Source organism: Flagellimonas sp. S3867 (assembly GCF_014698935.1).
Lineage (GTDB): Bacteria > Bacteroidota > Bacteroidia > Flavobacteriales > Flavobacteriaceae > Flagellimonas.
In genome coordinates, this window is the sequence record NZ_JACVMN010000001.1 from 494,085 (window position 1) to 511,860 (window position 17,776).

The 17,776-nt window shown below is 37.9% G+C and carries 18 protein-coding genes; 5 read left to right on the plus strand and 13 right to left on the minus strand.

What is annotated here, in order from left to right:
* The first annotated feature begins 129 nt into the window (after nucleotides 1–129).
* The 3 genes from IAG46_RS02255 to IAG46_RS02265 all read left to right on the plus strand — a co-directional run bounded on the left by IAG46_RS02255 (nucleotide 130) and on the right by IAG46_RS02265 (nucleotide 4,551).
* Nucleotides 130–543: a DUF3052 domain-containing protein gene (locus tag IAG46_RS02255; protein WP_190808695.1), complete on the plus strand. Its 414-nt coding sequence runs from the start codon at nucleotides 130–132 to the stop codon at nucleotides 541–543.
* A 98-nt stretch (nucleotides 544–641) separates the two neighbouring features.
* Nucleotides 642–3,896, plus strand: a complete 3,255-nt coding sequence (locus tag IAG46_RS02260) for a glycosyl hydrolase (protein WP_190808696.1) — start codon at nucleotides 642–644, stop codon at nucleotides 3,894–3,896.
* A 7-nt stretch (nucleotides 3,897–3,903) separates the two neighbouring features.
* Complete coding sequence (locus IAG46_RS02265) at nucleotides 3,904–4,551, plus strand: class I SAM-dependent methyltransferase (RefSeq protein ID WP_190808697.1); 648 nt, start codon at nucleotides 3,904–3,906, stop codon at nucleotides 4,549–4,551.
* Nucleotides 4,552–4,556: 5 nt separating this feature from the next.
* Here IAG46_RS02265 and IAG46_RS02270 read toward each other — a convergent pair whose 3' ends face one another.
* Entirely contained in the window at nucleotides 4,557–5,189 is a 633-nt protein-coding gene (locus tag IAG46_RS02270; protein ID WP_190808698.1) for a hypothetical protein, read from the minus strand.
* 43 nt (nucleotides 5,190–5,232) lie between these two features.
* Nucleotides 5,233–5,703 carry a hypothetical protein gene (locus tag IAG46_RS02275; protein WP_190808699.1) on the minus strand — a complete coding sequence of 157 codons (471 nt, stop codon included), beginning with the start codon at nucleotides 5,701–5,703 and terminating at the stop codon, nucleotides 5,233–5,235.
* A gap of 203 nt (nucleotides 5,704–5,906) precedes the next feature.
* Here IAG46_RS02275 and IAG46_RS02280 point away from each other — a divergent pair, with 203 nt between their 5' ends.
* Nucleotides 5,907–6,698 carry a hypothetical protein gene (locus IAG46_RS02280; protein ID WP_190808700.1) on the plus strand — a complete coding sequence of 264 codons (792 nt, stop codon included), beginning with the start codon at nucleotides 5,907–5,909 and terminating at the stop codon, nucleotides 6,696–6,698.
* Nucleotides 6,699–7,306: 608 nt separating this feature from the next.
* On the opposite strand, the gene IAG46_RS02285 is transcribed toward IAG46_RS02280, so the two are convergent.
* The 5 genes from IAG46_RS02285 to IAG46_RS02305 form a co-directional block, all read right to left on the minus strand.
* A complete protein-coding gene (locus IAG46_RS02285; RefSeq protein ID WP_190808701.1) occupies nucleotides 7,307–7,591 on the minus strand; it encodes a hypothetical protein in 285 nt (94 codons plus the stop codon).
* A gap of 264 nt (nucleotides 7,592–7,855) precedes the next feature.
* Nucleotides 7,856–9,388 (minus strand): ATP-binding protein, encoded by a 1,533-nt coding sequence (locus IAG46_RS02290; protein WP_190808702.1) that lies wholly within the window; start codon nucleotides 9,386–9,388, stop codon nucleotides 7,856–7,858.
* A gap of 1 nt (nucleotide 9,389) precedes the next feature.
* On the minus strand, nucleotides 9,390–10,280 hold the full coding sequence (locus IAG46_RS02295) for a hypothetical protein (RefSeq protein ID WP_190808703.1): 891 nt from the start codon (nucleotides 10,278–10,280) through the stop codon (nucleotides 9,390–9,392).
* Nucleotides 10,281–10,288: 8 nt separating this feature from the next.
* Nucleotides 10,289–11,203 (minus strand): site-specific DNA-methyltransferase, encoded by a 915-nt coding sequence (locus IAG46_RS02300; RefSeq protein WP_190808704.1) that lies wholly within the window; start codon nucleotides 11,201–11,203, stop codon nucleotides 10,289–10,291.
* A gap of 257 nt (nucleotides 11,204–11,460) precedes the next feature.
* Entirely contained in the window at nucleotides 11,461–11,664 is a 204-nt protein-coding gene (locus IAG46_RS02305; RefSeq protein ID WP_190808705.1) for a helix-turn-helix transcriptional regulator, read from the minus strand.
* Between the two features lie 199 nt (nucleotides 11,665–11,863).
* On the opposite strand from IAG46_RS02305, the gene IAG46_RS02310 reads away from it, so the two are divergent.
* Nucleotides 11,864–12,091: a hypothetical protein gene (locus IAG46_RS02310; protein ID WP_190808706.1), complete on the plus strand. Its 228-nt coding sequence runs from the start codon at nucleotides 11,864–11,866 to the stop codon at nucleotides 12,089–12,091.
* Here the strand turns inward: IAG46_RS02310 and IAG46_RS02315 are convergent.
* The 6 genes from IAG46_RS02315 to IAG46_RS17615 form a co-directional block, all read right to left on the minus strand.
* The gene (locus tag IAG46_RS02315; protein ID WP_190808707.1) at nucleotides 12,088–12,729 is read right to left on the minus strand and encodes a hypothetical protein; all 642 of its coding nucleotides are present in this window, start codon (nucleotides 12,727–12,729) and stop codon (nucleotides 12,088–12,090) included. The genes IAG46_RS02310 and IAG46_RS02315 overlap by 4 nt on opposite strands.
* 15 nt (nucleotides 12,730–12,744) lie before the next feature.
* A complete protein-coding gene (locus tag IAG46_RS02320; protein ID WP_190808708.1) occupies nucleotides 12,745–12,987 on the minus strand; it encodes a hypothetical protein in 243 nt (80 codons plus the stop codon).
* 10 nt (nucleotides 12,988–12,997) lie between these two features.
* Entirely contained in the window at nucleotides 12,998–13,282 is a 285-nt protein-coding gene (locus IAG46_RS02325) for a hypothetical protein (RefSeq protein ID WP_190808709.1), read from the minus strand.
* Between the two features lie 22 nt (nucleotides 13,283–13,304).
* Complete coding sequence (locus tag IAG46_RS02330) at nucleotides 13,305–13,790, minus strand: hypothetical protein (RefSeq protein ID WP_190808710.1); 486 nt, start codon at nucleotides 13,788–13,790, stop codon at nucleotides 13,305–13,307.
* Nucleotides 13,791–14,392: 602 nt separating this feature from the next.
* The gene (locus tag IAG46_RS02335) at nucleotides 14,393–15,904 is read right to left on the minus strand and encodes a PQQ-dependent sugar dehydrogenase (protein WP_190808711.1); all 1,512 of its coding nucleotides are present in this window, start codon (nucleotides 15,902–15,904) and stop codon (nucleotides 14,393–14,395) included.
* A gap of 142 nt (nucleotides 15,905–16,046) precedes the next feature.
* On the minus strand, nucleotides 16,047–17,753 hold the full coding sequence (locus IAG46_RS17615; RefSeq protein ID WP_223826552.1) for a hypothetical protein: 1,707 nt from the start codon (nucleotides 17,751–17,753) through the stop codon (nucleotides 16,047–16,049).
* Nucleotides 17,754–17,776: the final 23 nt, after the last annotated feature.

Here is a 17,776-nt window from a genome sequence, read left to right on the forward strand (position 1 = left end):
TGAAGAAAAAATTCTGGCTTTCGGACAAATTGGTGGGATTACTCTCAATCCAATATCGCTCTATTTATGATGATAAGTGGCGTATTGCTTCAAAAAAGGGAGCTCCCAGAAAAGCTTAGCGACTAAATTATGCCTGCAGGATATTCAGGAACACCACTTGCGAAGAAATTGGGAATTAAGGAGGGATGTACCATGCTGTTGCACAATCCCCCGAAACAATATTTCAATCTATTTTCTGATTTTCCCAGTAATGTGATAATTCTTGATAAGCCCGAAGGAGAAGCACTGGACTTCATTCATGTTTTTACCACCACAATTCAAGAGCTAAAGGAAATAACGAATCAATATAAACCCTTTCTTAAAAAAAATGGACTACTTTGGGTCAGCTGGCCCAAGGGTTCTTCAAACATTCCAACAGACCTGAAACGAGATCCTATTCGAGAGTATTTACTATCGATCGGATTGGTAGATGTTAAAGTTGCAGCAATCGATAAAGATTGGAGTGGATTGAAATTTGTCTACCGTCTTAAGGACAGAGCGTAACAAACCCTTGAAGAACAAATTATTTTCACATTTTTTTTAGATTTAAGGCTAATGCTTTTGGTTATCTTTCAATGCTAATTCAACGAAAACTAAATTATATGAAATACTGCTCAAAATTCACCTATGTCCTAATCTTTACTTTTCTCTTTTCCCTGCAATCGTTTTCCCAAAAACCAGACTCCACAACCTTTAAAGGTTTAGAGTGGAGAAGCTTGGGGCCTGCACTGACCTCAGGTCGGATAGCTGATATCGCCATCCATCCAAAAAATGAAAGTGTTTGGTATGTTGCGGTAGGTTCAGGTGGGGTTTGGAAAACCACTAACGCTGGAACAACTTGGAAACCAATTTTTGATAAGCAATCTAGCTATTCAATTGGATGTGTAACCATAGACCCAAACAATCCAAGTACAATCTGGGTGGGTTCAGGTGAAAATGTAGGAGGAAGGCATTCAGGTTTCGGTGATGGAGTTTACGTAAGCCATGATGAAGGAAAAACGTGGAAGAATATGGGGCTCAAAGCCTCAGAGCATATTTCCAATGTTATTGTACATCCCGAAGATTCAAATACCATTATGGTTGCCGCACAAGGCCCTTTATGGAGCAAGGGTGGACAACGAGGTTTTTATAAATCCACAGATGGTGGAAAAACATGGAAAAAAACATTGGGCAACAATGAATGGACCGGAGTCACCGACATTGTTCTAGACCCTAAAAACTCAAACATATTATATGCAGCTACATGGGATAGACATAGAACCGTAGCTGCCTATGTGGGTGGCGGACCTGGTTCCGGTCTCCATAAAAGTACCGATGGGGGAGAAACCTGGTCAAAATTGAGCACTGGGATACCAAAATCTAACCTTGGGAAGATAGGATTAGCCATTTCTCCATTCAATAGTGATGTGATCTATGCAGCCATTGAAACCGATCGTAGAAAAGGAGGGCTTTATATTTCAAAAAACCAAGGTGCTTCTTGGAGCAAGCAGTCTGATGCTATTTCCGGTGGAACGGGTCCACATTACTATCAAGAATTGTATGCTTCCCCACATCAAGAAGGAAAATTATACCTGATGAGCAATTATGTGCTTGTTTCAAACGACCATGGAAAGCATTTTTCGCAAATGAACGAGAAGAGTAAACACGTGGATAGTCATGCCATGGCTTTTAAAAATTCTGACCCTGATTATGTGTTGTTCGGGACCGATGGAGGTTTGTATGAATCTTATGACCTAACAAAAACCTGGAGGTACTTCAATAACCTTCCCATCACACAATACTATAAAGTAGCTGTAGATGATTCGGCACCCTTTTACAATATATATGGAGGAACACAGGACAACGGTTCGCATGGTGGTCCTTCGAGAACACGAAGTAGTGCTGGAATCTTTAATTCGGACTGGTGGATTACATTGGGGGCAGACGGACATCAATCTGCCACCGAGCCTGGAAATCCGGATATCACCTATGGTGAATTTCAACAAGGTTGGTTATGGAGAATTGACCAAACAACAGGAGAAACTGTTTTTATACAACCGCAACCGGCAGCGGGGGAACCGCATGAACGTTTCAATTGGGATGCGCCAATTTTAGTGAGCCCGCATAACCCCAAGCGTTTGTATTTCGCATCCTACCGTGTATGGAAATCAGATAATAGGGGAGATGATTGGACAGCAATTTCTACAGACCTTACCCGAAATGAAGAACGATTGGCTTTACCAATTATGGGTAGGCAGCAAAGCTGGGATAACCCATGGGATGTTTTGGCCATGTCCAATTACAATACGATAACATCTCTTGCCGAATCACCCTTGCAAGAAGGATTGATCTATGCGGGAACCGATGACGGTATTCTTCAAGTGACGGAAGATGGCGGTAACAGTTGGAGAAAAGTAATGCTCGGAAACATTAAAGGTGTTCCCAATAGGGCATTTGTAAATGATGTTCGAGCCGACCTTTATGATGCCAATACTGTTTATTTGGTTTTGGACAATCACAAAGAGGGAGATTACAAACCTTATCTTCTAAAGAGTAGGGATAGAGGTAGAACCTGGTCTTTTATGAACGGCAATCTTCCCCAGAAGCTGATAACATGGAGAATTGTACAAGATCATGTAAAACCCGGATTGTTGTTTGTTGCAACAGAATATGGGATTTATTTCAGCAGCAATGGTGGAGTAAACTGGATGGAACTCAACAGCGGATTGCCTACTATTTCCTTTAGGGACATCACCATGCAACGCAGGGAAAACGATCTTGTAGCGGCCTCATTTGGGCGTGGTTTTTATGTGCTTGATGATATGTCGGCTCTTCGCGATTTCGATACCTCCAAAATGAACGAGGCCACATTATATTCGGCAAGACCCGCGTATTGGTATATCGAGAAGGATGGAGTTTATGGTCAGGGCAATACCCAATACATGGCCAAAAATCCTGCCTTTGGCGCTACGTTCACCTATTATCTTCCAAAAAAATTAAAATCATTGGAAGAAACACGAAAAGAAAGTGAGAAGAAACTCAACAAGCAGAAAAGTAATGTTTCTTTCCCCGGATGGGACGCTCTGGATGACGAAAAGAACCAAGAGAAGCCCTCAGTGGTTTTATTGATAAAAGATGACCAGGGCAATGTTGTTAACACCGTAAAGGGCACCAACAAGAAAGGGTTCAATAGAGTGGCTTGGGATCTTACCTATGCAGATAGGACCGGCGTGAAGCTTAAGAATCCAAAAAGCGATGATGATGATGATTTCTTTGGATCTCCGTTTTTGGCCACACCAAGTACATATACTGTTGAACTATATCAACGTGTAAATGGTGGAATGCAGCAACTTTCAAACGCCCAATCCTTTGAGGTGAAGCCTTTGACCAAAGGAGCATTGCCCGCCAAACCTACTTCGGAAATTGACGCGTTTAGAGAAATGTACCAGTCTTTCCAACAAGATTTGACCGCAACAAATTCGGTGTTAAGCAAGAGCGTGGAAAAGGTAGGTGCCATGAAGCGCGCTTTTGATGAAGCTGAAAGACCGACTAAAGCACTAGCTACAAAACTTCACAATGCAAAAGGTCAGTTACAGGAGTTGAACAAACAAATGAACGGCAGTCCGGCAAGAAACGAGATAGGAGAGAAGACCCCTCCATCGCCACAGGATGGTAGTTTTATTGGGCTGGTGGCATTGCGAAATACCTATGGCCCGACGGGTAATCAGAAAGCCGCAATACAACGTGCCAAAAATCAATTGGAGCAAATCAAAAATGAGTTAAGAGCTCTTACCAACAGCACTTTACCTGCTATTGAAGCAGAACTTAAGGCGGCTGGAGCTCCATGGATTGAAAGTCAAGGACTTATACAAGAATAAACTATAAATGAATACTCACCGTTCCTTCCTTTTTATTGCACTGTTATCATTAATGGGACTAAATGCCCAATACAGCGAGGAAGATTGGAAGGAACGCGATGAGTGGATGAAAACCGAAGCACTACTGCAACTTGCCAAACTATCTGAAGGGGATAGGGTAGCCGATATTGGTTGCCACGAAGGCTATCTCAGTATCCATTTGGCTAAAAAAGTGAAAAATGGGAGGGTATATGCGGTTGATGTCCGTGAGGATCGACTAAAAACCTTAAGGGAGAATGCCAGTGACAGGAATCTGAAAAATATTATCACCATTTTAGGTGATTATGATGACCCAAAGCTCCCGGAACGTGAGCTGGATATGGTATTTGTTATTGATACGTACCATGAAATGGGTTCGCACGAAAAAATGCTAAGACTCATTAGGCGATCTCTTAAACCTGGAGGAAAAATTATGATTCTTGAAAAGTTAAAAGAGTGGGTAAGGGGCAAATCGAGGGAAGAGCAGGTGAGTTCCCATTCACTTGGCCCCGAATATGTTCGAAAAGAATTGAAACAAGCTGGATTTACCATCATTTCTGAAATAGAAGATCATGGAAAATGGGAGCGGGAAGATAATAAACAAATGTGGGTGATTGTTGCCCAGAAAGCGCCGTAATAGCTTTATTCCCTGTTCAATTCTTCCTGTAATTGCTCGTATGAAGCTATCCAACTGTATAATTTTCCACCCAAACTGATAATGGGGTTGGAAATGGAATCCATCGCTTCCGGTGATTTGGCCAAAAATTTACCGAGTTGTTCCTTGACCTCAGGTTGTTCACTTAGCAAAATATTCCTGAAAAGATAATTGTCCACCGTAAGTTTGGAAACAATACTATCACAAGTTGCGCAATCCGTGGTGCTATAAATCGTAATCTGTTTTTTGGGCTTGATCTTAGGAAGTGGAACATCTAATTTTTCATATTCCTTTTTCAACGCCCTACGAGAAAGACTATCATTTACTTTAAGACTTTTGGTAAAAACAGGCTGTTTGTCCCTAAAAAGAATAACGGTTTTCAAATTCACCCTTGAGGTTGCGGGAACATGAATCCATCTAGGCCTTGCCGCGCTTTGTCTAAAGTTCTTTCCTTTTACCTCAAACAGCACATCGTATGGGGTAAAGGTTTTGTTTACAGCATAGAAGGTAATGCGGTTGTTGGCTTTTTTTTCTTCAATTTTAATGGGGTTTACCTGCGCCTGCAATTGCAACGAACCAAAAACCAAACAGAGAATTAGAACTAGAAATTTGCGCATCATGCTAAATGAATCTTAATAATACAAAATTGTCGTTATGCTATCACTATGGTCTCAAGGCGTAAACGTAACTCTGCACTCCTGGCAGAGCGTCCCCAACCTGATGCACCAGTTGACCATTGATTATATTAAAAGGAACAGGAGCATTGTCCCCACTAAAAGAAACCAATGTCTCGCTTGCTGTCCAAGTTCCCGATGAGGAACTATTGCCCGAACAATCGGCAAAAAATAAACCTCCCGTAATGGTGGTAATAGTTACAATGGACTGTTCCAAAGTCCAAGCCAAATCACCATCGATCAATAGCGTTCCAGAAATGCAATCCACCTCGTCCAATAGATTGGAGGAAGGAGTTCCATCGTTATCAATATCCTGTGCACTGCTGATATTCACTTCCACCAAATCCCAGATACCTATAACGTCGGAGTTTATTAGGGTGGAACCGCCATCGTCATCCGAACTACAGGAAACCAAGCTAATCAATAGGACTAAGAGAGGGAGAATTTTAAGAGTTTTCATGGTACAATCTTTTTCAAACAATATTTTCTGTAAAATAAAACATTTTTCGCGAAAGCCTAGAAATACACGCTTTTTAACAGAATGACGGCGATAATCAGCGAGCCATCATCTTTCTTTCTGCATTTCGTCGATAAATCAACCTAGAAAACACTAAAAATCCATGGTTTTCGTTCACCATGCATAACCCTCAAAACTTAAGTAGTATGTACAGACTTGCAAAAAAGACCTCCGTATTTGCATTTTTAGCCTTTGCCCTAATTTTTCTGGAAGGATGTAGTGAAGACGCGAAGCCTTTGGGCGATGGACAAGAGCTGACTCAGACCGAATTAAAAACCATATTGGAAACGGATGATGTTACCGGGGCAGTGGATACTGTTTTAGCCGAACTATATAGCAATAATGCCGTAGGAAAGTCTACGCAAAAAGCAAACGATTGCTATTCAGTAGAATATTCGCAGAGTGGTTTTGTAGCCACTTTTAACAATTGTGTGCTCAATGGAACCGAAAATATAAACGGAAGTTTAACAGTTGCCTATCAAACCGAAGGAGAGACCATTGCTTTTACAGCGGTATATTCAGATTTTTATGTTGGTACCATAAAAGTAAATGGAACCAGGACCTTTGTGTTAAGCGGTGATGCCGAACAGGGCACAATTTCATTTACCGTTACCAGTGAACTATCGGTAGAGATGGAAGATGAGAGCGTGATTACAGAAAACGGCACTAAAACTTTTAGTTTCAGCTTTGGTGATAGCTTAGAAAACAGCACTTTTAGCATTTCCGGAAATTGGACGATTACTGCAGAAGGCAATACCTATAGTGTAGAAACTGTGGATGATCTTACAGGAGGATTAGGTTGTGAGTATATTACCAGTGGTAGTATGACAGTAGCCAAAAACGGATTGGAAGTAACGGTAGATTTTGGAGATGGAGAATGCGATGATGCCGCAACTTTGACATATCCTGATGGGACTATTGAAGAAATTGAATTATAATTCTTCTTATTCATAAAAGTTTTAAAGCATCGACTTAGGTCGGTGCTTTTGTTTTAAGGAGTTCCTTGTGTCAAGAATATTGGAATAGAAGGGTTTTCAAATATTCTATTTTACATAATATCAATTATAGTACAAATGTATTGTTTTGCTTTTATAGCGGTTTATCCATTTGATAGCTATAATTCTATTATGTAAAATATCCCTCAACATTTGGTCATTTATGCGAATTATGAACAGGGTCATGAAACATTCCCTAGCGGTCGGCTACGCCGCATCTTTTCATTTGTATCTATAATTTGCCGTTATGTAAAATAGCCGCTCGGCCAACAGCATATTGCTTTCATAAAAAGTAAATGCCCTTGCATTTATTTTTATACGCAATTCTCAGCCGCTTGGCCAGCGCCATTAAAAGCTCTGTTTTTAGTATTTGTTGAAACCTCTGGTTTAATTGAAAATTTGGAGAAGAAAAATTTCACTGGCTATTCGTCAGCTTGTCGCAAAAGCTTAAAATTTCTCTGAGAGCAAATTTCTAAGCACTTGCTCACATCCTCCTCCGAATCAGCTTTTTGTGAGAACACCCTTGACATTATGTCAAATAGAAATTAATCTTATCTTGGAGAGAACGTTAAATCATATCTACTTCCATCGACTACTATAGTAATTTGAGGTGGACTCCAACGCCATAGTTCAATTTCGTATTCGTTATTAAAAATTAACATTTTTGTGTTACCCTCAGTTATATCAGACAGCTCAAGGCTTCTAGTTTCAGTATTGGTTCCATTCAGTCTGTCAACCAAATTTCCATAGTTTGAATCATTATTTAAACCTACAATTAAATTGAATTCGTTTCCTAACCATAAACCTTGGAGATCATTCAGTGTTAATTCTTGCATATCACTCGTCTTTTTTCAGTTAAATATCTTCATAAATCTCATGATAGGCTTTCTATCTTTTGCCTTGATGCAAAAGAAACAAAAAATCAAGAAGAAAATATGCTTCCGCGCGCCCTTTGTGTCTGATAGCTTCGCTATTTAGGTGCTACGCACCTTACACAAAGCCCAGGGCAATGGCTCTTTGTGCCAATCCACAAATTCACTCCTTCGCAAGCCCGCATTTTCTTCCGGCCACAACTTCAATTTTTACTTTAAAGTACTTGTTTAATTAAATTGGATTGGAATTCTCAAGAACTTATCTTTTAATTCTCTGAATACATTAGGCTTAAGTGCATCATAAAGCTGACGGCATTTCCACTCCGAAATAGCATCAAACGCACATTGTTCTAAAAATTTTTGAATTTCTTCGTATTTATTAAACGTTTTAAAGTAAGGATGAATTAAGTTAATAACTCCAATGATTTCGTTTTCTTGTGATGAAAAATCTAGATATAAATACGGCTCTAAATCACTGACTTGAGAATTAAAAAACTTTATGTAAAGAGGGTCAGGGACAAGTTCTACCTGGGCGGTGAAAAACGGTATTTTCTTACCTTTAATATTTACAACTTCTCTAACAAAAATCTCTTGTAGTTCCTCATCTCTAGTCTTATGAGCAATAAATTGTTCGACGGTATTTACGAAATTTTTGGACTCAATGTACTTTTTTACCGGTTCTGAAGCTTGAATGAACGTATTTTCGATATTTAAACCAGAGGGTTGAGTGGGCGAAGTTGAGTTTTTTGCAATCTCAATTGCCTCTTGAGAGTAAGAAAATAACCTTTGGGCAAGCTCTTCCTCGTCGTTTGCCTCCCAAATAATTGCGTCTTTCTGGTGACTAACATCAAATCCTTCTAGTTCTAAAACTCCTACAACCCTTTGGTTTACTAAGGTGTTACTTCCACCTAATTGTTCTCCAAAAATTGTTTCGGGTTTATAAGCTGCCGGTGGACAAACGATGACTCTATCGTTCATCTGAATAGTGAATCCAGCTTTTTCACGGCTACCTGGCAGAATAGCAGAGACCCAGCCAGATATGGACTTTTTGTCAGAGCCTTCGTCCCCCACAGTAAAAGAAAATTCCTTTTTATACTTCTTACCTTCTTCGTTTAGATAAAGTCCTTCTTCTTGATCAAAACTCTCTAGTTCGTTTTCTTGAAACTCAATTGTAAGCTCATTGTTTGCAATATCAATATAATATATCCTTTCTAGAAAACTCTTGACTTTTTTCAGAGTATTCCCGTGCATTATTTTGTGCAATTTTTCAATTTTTACATGGGTATAGTGCTCCTTTTCATCAACTAACTTTTCCTTGATTTTAATTGTGTCATCCTCATTTTCAATGATTTCACTTACAGAGACAGTACAACTATATTCCTTTCCTTCACCTAGCTTACATGTTTTTATACTCCATTTATCGCCAAACCAACAAGCTGCAGTTTTCATCCCAACACCGTATTTAGAACGACCTTTAGAGTATTTGGTGTCTCCTATGTGCAAAGCGTGTTTGAACCTATCAAGGTCCATTCCCATAGAATTATCTTCAATGGTTAGGCAAGAGTCTTTTCTGGAATAGTTTACTTTAACAACTAGCCTATCATCTTCTCCATAAATCTTATCTAACTCCTTTTTATTATTAAAATATGCTTGGGTTGAATTATCAACAAATTCTGCAATTGCGTACCAGGCTTTGTAAGACAATCGCTTATACGTTGAAATAATATTTTTCCCAACCATTAATTTAGTTGTATGTTCCATTTTAATAGATGTATTTAAGTTCAAGCCTAGTTTCTCTAATAACTAACAAAATATTATTCACCATATTGGAAATTGGAAATCCAGTACCATGGTAGAATAACTTAACATGTTTAGTTCCCTTTTTTAATTTCCACAAATGATTTTCGGACTCTAGATAAATTTCAATTTCACTACCATCAGAATGGCCTACAAAAAATGATGTGCCGTTTTTAAAGTTTAGACATCGATTTATTAAGTCAACTTGGACGTATTTTTTATGATAAATATTTGAAAACGCCCCTTCATCATTTATTCTTAAAAGTTCATTTTTATTCTCGTCTGAATAAATCTGAAAAGTGCAATTGAAACAATTTAATTTCAAATCTTTAAGTTTCTGTCGCCAGTTAACTGGAATATGTTCTGCCATCAATACGACCTCCGCTTTTCTTGTTGATATAAGACTTTCTAATCCCTCATGATCTTTAAAAAAAGGGTCTATTTGATTTAGTTGATTCGTTATATAATCTAATTCGTTTAAAATTGATTTGAGTGAATGATTGATAAATGTATCTATTTGTTCCATTGCATGGCTAACACCAGGTTTTATTAGTTCAAGTTCAACTATAAACCAAGTTTTTAAACTCTTATGGATAACCATCATATCAGGTGTATTCGGCCTTCCTGTTTTTTGGTTGATAATTTCTTTCTTGTATGGAATTATATAACATTTATTTCCAATAAGCTGTCGCAAACCACTTATAACTATATTTTCAAATAACGTTTCAGAATAATGTCTAGAACTGATGAGTTTTGAATATTCCCTAGCATTTATGGTGTTTTCAGCTTTTTGAACTGATTCTATCTTGGTTGGATCTATTATAAAATCTGGTCTTGTATGAAAAATTAATGCCACTCTATATATTAATATTTTGAAAAGCTTGAACTGACTTGAACTTTATCAAACCGCCCTATTGAACCTTTAATGTAATCATCATTCGGTTCAACAGAAATCCACTTTCGATTGAGCAATTCCGCAACTTTCCCTGTAGTATTGCTACCTCCGAAGGGATCTAAAACTAAATCATTCTTGTTAGTCAAAAATTTTATAAAGAATTCTGGAAGTGCTTTGGGCATTCTAGCCGGATGCAATTGAATTTCTTTTTCTTTACAATATTTCTGGTAATCTGAACTTGAATGAGTGTTTGCAGCAGTGATCACGTTAGAGGGTATTGCCCCTTTATTGTTAGTCAAAAAAGATTTTTCGCCAATGCTGTGTTCAGAGGGTCTGTTACCCGAATTATATTTTTTTGTTTTAAGTAAATTCTTCATTGAATCACTATATTCTACCAACACTTTTCTGTTGTCAGCTTTTGGATATGGTGTTTTACTCATCCACCAGAAATATGTAAAAGAATCTTTGACTCTGTTCCTTTTTACATTGACCCATTGAGCTGGACTTGGTAGCTTAGCTGGGTTATTCCATACAAATTGTTGACAAAGATGTAAGTCGCCTTTTTCCAGAAAGGCAAGTAATGATTTGAGAGCTAGTGTAGACATCACAGGTACCCCAGGCTCCCAAGAATTACCGACTTCCATTACTATAGACCCGTCATCTGACAAATATTCACTAAAAAGTGGTGCTAATTCAGAAAGCCATTTAACATATTCGTCTCCTTGCAGGTTTCCATATTTTTTCTTTCTATTTAAAGGAAATGGAGGACTCGTAAAAATTAGATTTACTCGGCCTTTGTATTTATAAAATTTCTTCGACGCCAGCACTTTTTCAATGGTTCCTTTGTAAAAAATACCTTTATCTGTCTTGTACGCGATTTTCATTTATATGTTCTCCAACTATAGTTGGGATATCTTGGTTAGGTTCGAATTAAAGTCAAAGATAAGATTTGTGTTTTTTAACGTTTCATCCGGTATTTTAAAGATTACTCTTGACATCTAAATCCTATATAATATTTGGGTATTGTCCTTTGCAATATAGAAATTGGTCTCAAAATCACATTGCACAAAAAACATAGAAATTCTGGGATTTTTCCACAATTTTTGAACCGCAAGGTATTCCTAAGAGAAATAGGAAATTATCATTTCGTCGGCACCAAAAGTTCCCGAATATCCACATCTAGAATTTGGGCAATTCTTTTAAGGTCTTTTAGATGCGGTTGAGATTTGTTATTACAAATTGAAGTTATTGTATTAGGATTTCTATCCATTTTAACCGCCAATTCTTTTTGGCTAATCCCTTTTATAACAAGTACTTCTTTTATTCTATTTATTCGCTCAGGCATAGCCTAAAGCTAGGTATAATCAAGATTTTTGACAATAGGACATTTTCTGTGACATATATAAAAACGATAAAAATATTGTTTTAAACAATATTAATATAATTTTATAGTATGAATTTATTTTCATTTTTATAATTAAAACCTATATTTATATAGTTTTTAACAGTATTAGTATGTGAAAAACAAATAAAATTGTCCTGAAATGAGCTTAAAAGTAACTGACCTACACCCCCTACTCTCTTATATCCAAGAATGCCACGAGGGTGACCTTCTTTCTTTTACTCAAAGTTTAGACAAAACCATTTTTATGTTCCACTTTATTCCGATGGACACCTTTTCAGATTTGGAGCGTCAAAATTGTTGCCATGTTTTAGCGGAACTCAAAGAGGCGGTTATGGAGGTTTATTTAAATAATAATAAAGGTAATTAGTCCTCCATATTGAAATCACAATCGTATTCCTCCTTTTCAAAATCTTCCCAAGTTTTGGAATCCAAATCTTTAAAGAGTTTTTGAGTGAGTAAGTTTTTTACAATACCACCAATTGCATAAGGAACAGAATAAATATTGTTGTTTTTATTTCTTTCATTTCCAATATGTTCATATCCTAGATTATGACAGTACTCATGAATAATATTCTGGGAAACCAGGGAATGCAGAAGTTGGGGATTGTTTTTATACTTGTTCATTCGGTAATTCAAGTTGTTAATGTTAATCCAACTTTTATATGTTCCTTTATATGTTTTACCAACTTTGTTTCTTTTTGCTTTATACGGAATTACCCATACATCCAAATCATTATCACCTAGTTGATTTTGGTCATCCGGATATTTATCAACAAACTTGTCATCACCAGAAAGTATTTTTTTATAAATTACAGAGTTAGAATCTTTCGTATGGTTAAACCCTTCCTTGCCTTTCCAACTATACCTAATAACTTCATTTTCGAAATCCCTAGAATTCAATATTTCTAAAAGAGAATTCGAAGATTCCCGAATTAGTTCTTTTTGATCTTTGGTGAATTCAAGCTTATTTTTTCCTATATCAAATTTTAGGTCAATTTCCAACATAAACTCTTTTCTTTATTACTTGATTAATTTTTGTGCGTCTTCGGGGTTTATTCTTGTTTTTAGTTGGATTGAAATTTCAATCTGCTTCTTTTTCCTGGCAACGATGAAGTTCCTACCTTTAATACTAATGCTCCTAAATTCAATTGCAATATCAATTGGACTATGATGTCTGAGGCTTTTATTTTTATCATCGACCATAGTTGTTTTTATATCTAACACTGTCTTCTCAAAAAGTTTAGAAATACTATTTTCATCCATACTTTAAGGTTTAATTTTTCTCAACATCCTTATCTTCTTCTAAATCGATATCAATTTGCCCACTAAATCTGAAACTTATTGAACCATTTTTGTGAACAAGAAGTTTGTCCCCTACGGGGTCAGCCTTCAATGCAATTTCATAATCCACATCTCCGACCAACATAGCGGTTGGAACATTCACGTCCTCCTTATTTGATCGCTCCTTATTTGTAGAATCTGTAACTCTGCTAAATGACTTTTGCAAAATAATCATCAACTCTTCCAAATAAATTTTATCTTCGTTCTTGGTATTCATCCTTTTTCAATTTCTGATAAATTTATTCCCCCAATTTTTTCACTAGAGTATCTAAATCTGCTGGACTTTGAATAGTTAAACCATGGTCCTGCACATATTCCCTGAGAGAAGTTGAATTATTACTAATGGCAAATCTTGTTGAAGCTTGAAGAACGCTTTCTTGACTACTTTCCGTACTTGAAGTGAAACTGATATTGGCGTGAATTGGAGCTAGTTGTAATCCAAAGTCAACACCGGTCTTCTTTTTTCTAACTTCACTAATTCTCATGGTAATAGCAACGTTAATTGAACCATCAATATTAATAATAGGTATTGTATCTAAAATAATGTCTATGGCTTTTTTTTGGACATCTTTACTTTGATCTTTTAATTGACTTTCAAGTAATTTTCTTTTCATTTCAATCCATTTAATCCAACTCTCCCTATATTTTTTATCTGCCTCCACCACTGCCTCCAGTGGTGCTTTAAATAACTCTGAAAATACTGTGGTTAAATCTGCTGATGCCATGATTTTATTTTTTTTGTTAAAATTCCAATTGATAACTACCAAAATTCTACTAAAACCCAAATGAATACACCGATATGGTTTAATTCATTGTCACATAATGAATTAGAAAAACCAAGTAAAACTCTTGATAATTTGAAAATATGCTTTGGGGGAGAATCAAGAATAATTCTTGACCTTTTAAATATATGAATTGACCACAAAAACTTGTTGTAGAAAAACCTTAGAAATTCTGGGGGTTTTCTACTATTTCAAGGTGTTTTTGGCTGTTTTTATTAACAATCTAGATTTTAGTCCATTCCATACACTTTCACCTCCCCTACTCTCCTACTTCGCTTTTCAAGCTACGAAGGATTCGTTTACGGTTCGGCAAAACAGTATTCCATTACTTTTTTAAAGAAGTTTTTGAGAAGAAATTTTTCATGAAGTATGGTACAAACTTTCGCTTTTACCAAAGCTCAAGTTACATAACACGGTACATTATGGAACAAATTGTTTCATTTCCATAATAAGCCATTATGTAAAATTGCTTTGGAAGTCGTTTTTGGGTTAAATAACCTTACCGTAGTTTTTAATTTGCTTCTTATACAGAATAAACTGCGGCACTATTGCTCAGGTACAAGGCGAATAAGTCTGCCGGGGCCCTCTACCGCAATGTATAGATAACCGTCTGTACCCATATGTGCGTCACGTACCCTGCCTATACCATCTACCAGCGTTTCATGGCCAATAACCTCGTTGCCATTCATCTTTAAACGATGGAGGTATTCGAATTTGAGCGAGCTGACGAACAAGTCATTTTTCCAGTTTCCATAAAATTCGCCAGACACAAACGTCATTCCACAAGGAGCAATAGAAGGAGTCCAGTAGTACACGGGCTGTTCCATACCAGCCAATGCGGTAAGGTCTGTAAATGTGGTGCCATCATAATTGATACCGTATGAAATCACGGGCCAACCATTGTTGTTCCCGGCTTCCAAAATATTGATTTCATCACCTCCCTGAGGCCCATGCTCGCCCTCCCAAAGCGCTCCAGTTTCTGGATGTAGACTCATGCCTTGCGGATTACGTGTTCCATAGGTAAAAATTGAATTGACAGCTCCCGAGGTATTATAAAAAGGGTTATCGGTAGGAATTTGACCATCGTCATGGATACGGTGTATTTTTCCGTGAGCATTGTCCAATTCTTGAGGATAGGCATCTCTGTTGCCACGATCACCAACGGATACATATACGTAGCCATTGTTATCAAATACTAGTCTTGAGCCATAATGGTGAGAACTATTGAGATACGGAAGTGCCGTAAATATGTTCTCCACTTCAACCAAGTTGTTGCCCTCAAGCCTAGCTCTTGCCACTGCAGTGGTCCGCTCAGATGAATTATTGGGGTTGATACGGGAATAGGATAGATAAACCAATGAATTGTTTTCAAAATCTGGATGTATGAGCACATCCAACAATCCACCCTGCCCTTGCGAGGCAACATCTGGGACACCGGTAATTTCTATCAATTGCTTATCGTTCCGTACCAAAAACAGCCCTCCCCCACGCTCGGTCACCAAAATTTCACCATTGGGCAATTGTGCTATCCCCCAAGGAATGCCGGGAATCTCATCTGTTATGGTTTCCAGTCGAAATGTAAGGTCATCGGAGGTGATCAAGCCCGACAAATCAGGGTTATCCTCCTCCAACATCGCTTTGGTTTTCCCATCGATCTCGGTAAGTATAAAGTTGGTCAAATCCTCGATTGCTTGAGCACTTAAAGCAGACCCATATGCTGGCATACCATTGCCTGCGTACCCATCCGTTATCGAATTAATGATATTTTCTTGAGAATCACCGTAGGTCCACTCACGTTCAACAAATGAGCCAAGGTCTTGACCATGGCAACCCCCACAGTTGTTTCTATAATTGAGGGCAGCATCTCCTGAATCCATAATTTCATTATCAGGATCAATTGCATCTTCGGGCGACACGGGTTCCAGCGAATTATTGCAGCTTAACAGTACTGACAAAAACGAGAACATCACCAATTTCGTGGATGTTTTTAACCATTTGTAGGTGTACTTTAAATTGAAAGTTATCTCAGAAAACGGATTTGGGGTGATTGGGGCCATAATTGTCCATTTTAGCACTTAGTGTATAAACGTTACATATATGTAACGTTGACAATTAAAATAAAGTATTGGGTTGGGAAGTCAAAATGACACTGGTTATCAGTAGATTACCACCAAGTACCTATGGAACTTTATCCGAGTTTTATGGCTTAGGCCTAAGATCTTCAATCACCTTTGCATCTACCCAAAAGATATCTACATTTTCGTAATTGGATGAGCCTACATTTCTATTGAAGAAAAGATATTTTCCATCGGGCGTCACAAACGCGGTTGACTCCCAAGCTTCTGTATTTATAGTACTTCCCATATTAATGGCCTTACCCCATGAACCATCTTTCTGTTGAAAGCTGATATATAGGTCAGAATCACCATAACCGCTCTCTCTTTCGCCATCCCATATAATATAGGACTCATCAGGTGCAATAAAAGGATGGGCATTATATTTGCCAGTATTAATCTCTTTGCTGAAAGGTTTTGGCGCTTCTCGCTTGCCGTTAATTAAGCGAGAATAACGAATAACGCCATCTCCATCTTCAGAACCTACTTCATCAAAAACAAAAGTGCCTTTGGATGAAGACGTAAGACGCATAATGCGAATGTCTTCAAAATAAGAACCAAGGCTTTTCACTTCCGACCAACCTGTCCCGGTACGTACCATATATTTCTTTCCCAAATGCAAGGTCTTACCATCTGGTGAAAACACTGGTCTGCCTATTCTGGGCATTACATAAGACTCGCTCCATCGATTTTCTATATTTTTAAAAACAACCAATTCGTGCTTTTCGTAGCTACCGCCATTCCTATTAAAGTAAAACTCCTTTAAATCTGGCGAGAAGAATCCACTCAGTTCTCGATGTTCCGTATTAACAATTCCGGGTGCAAAAGGTATGGCAGTAAAACCGGGTGGTTTTTGCCCAAGATAGGGACCTTCCAAAACCAAGCTTGCAGGTTTAACCGCATCAATGACTTTAGCATCTACCCAATAAATATTCGACAACTCCCCTTCTTCATTATACCGGCTAAAAAACAAATATTTCCCGTCCGGAGTCAGACTTGGGCAGGTTTCCGTATAATCGGAATTTACGGAAGTACCCAGATTAATGGGTTGGGTCCAACTCCCATTGGGCCTTTTAAAACAAACGTGAATATCCCTGTCTTTTGTATTATCATTTTCTTTTTTGGCATCCACCAGAATAAAATCCTGAGATGGGGAAATAAATCCGTGTGTCCCGTATTCAATGTCAAGTTCATGCACTTCAGGATAGTTGCCATTTTTATTGGGGGCATAGTACATCTTTCCCTTTGAGATACTAGTATAAAAAAGATCGCCATTCTTCGCTACGTTCGGATAAAAAACAAGATCTTCATTTATGGGTGAATCAAGTGGTTCGGCTTCGCTCCAAGACTGACCCAAACGTTGGGCAATCCATATTTTCTCATCTGAAAAAATGGAATCATAAGCTGCAAAGAACAATTTGTTGCCCTGGGGATTTACAAAGGCCTCAAATTCACTCTTCTTCTTACCCTTGGTAAATGTTATTTTTTTGGGAGTCGTCCATGTACCCTCCTTGAGCTCTGAAAAATGCACCTCTTGAGGGCTATCTTCTTTTTCCCCTGAGAAATATAGTTCCTTAAAATCTGGAGAAAAGGAAACGGCATACTCATAACGTCCGTTTACCGAAACAAGCCCCGGAGCAAAAAGCTGGGGAGTCATTCCCGGTGGCTCTTGTCCAAAATAGGAAGTTTCTTCGGACGTGGATTCATTGTTCTTTGCATGCTGTTTTTTAGTATCGCAGGCATTTAAAAATAGTACCCCTATAAACATCCAAATGAAATACGTTTTTCTCATCTCTTAGATTTTAATACTAGTTG

Coding starts and splice junctions, on each gene's coding strand:
- IAG46_RS02325 (WP_190808709.1), bottom strand. CDS start 13,282: ATGAATACCAAGAACGAAGATAAAATTTATTTGGAAGAGTTGATGATT.
- IAG46_RS02320 (WP_190808708.1), bottom strand. CDS start 12,987: ATGGATGAAAATAGTATTTCTAAACTTTTTGAGAAGACAGTGTTAGAT.
- IAG46_RS02280 (WP_190808700.1), top strand. CDS start 5,907: ATGTACAGACTTGCAAAAAAGACCTCCGTATTTGCATTTTTAGCCTTT.
- IAG46_RS02285 (WP_190808701.1), bottom strand. CDS start 7,591: ATGCAAGAATTAACACTGAATGATCTCCAAGGTTTATGGTTAGGAAAC.
- IAG46_RS02270 (WP_190808698.1), bottom strand. CDS start 5,189: ATGATGCGCAAATTTCTAGTTCTAATTCTCTGTTTGGTTTTTGGTTCG.
- IAG46_RS02265 (WP_190808697.1), top strand. CDS start 3,904: ATGAATACTCACCGTTCCTTCCTTTTTATTGCACTGTTATCATTAATG.
- IAG46_RS02305 (WP_190808705.1), bottom strand. CDS start 11,664: ATGCCTGAGCGAATAAATAGAATAAAAGAAGTACTTGTTATAAAAGGG.
- IAG46_RS02315 (WP_190808707.1), bottom strand. CDS start 12,729: ATGTTGGAAATTGACCTAAAATTTGATATAGGAAAAAATAAGCTTGAA.
- IAG46_RS02335 (WP_190808711.1), bottom strand. CDS start 15,904: ATGGCCCCAATCACCCCAAATCCGTTTTCTGAGATAACTTTCAATTTA.
- IAG46_RS02330 (WP_190808710.1), bottom strand. CDS start 13,790: ATGGCATCAGCAGATTTAACCACAGTATTTTCAGAGTTATTTAAAGCA.
- IAG46_RS02310 (WP_190808706.1), top strand. CDS start 11,864: ATGAGCTTAAAAGTAACTGACCTACACCCCCTACTCTCTTATATCCAA.
- IAG46_RS02290 (WP_190808702.1), bottom strand. CDS start 9,388: ATGGAACATACAACTAAATTAATGGTTGGGAAAAATATTATTTCAACG.
- IAG46_RS02300 (WP_190808704.1), bottom strand. CDS start 11,203: ATGAAAATCGCGTACAAGACAGATAAAGGTATTTTTTACAAAGGAACC.
- IAG46_RS02275 (WP_190808699.1), bottom strand. CDS start 5,703: ATGAAAACTCTTAAAATTCTCCCTCTCTTAGTCCTATTGATTAGCTTG.
- IAG46_RS17615 (WP_223826552.1), bottom strand. CDS start 17,753: ATGAGAAAAACGTATTTCATTTGGATGTTTATAGGGGTACTATTTTTA.
- IAG46_RS02255 (WP_190808695.1), top strand. CDS start 130: ATGCCTGCAGGATATTCAGGAACACCACTTGCGAAGAAATTGGGAATT.
- IAG46_RS02260 (WP_190808696.1), top strand. CDS start 642: ATGAAATACTGCTCAAAATTCACCTATGTCCTAATCTTTACTTTTCTC.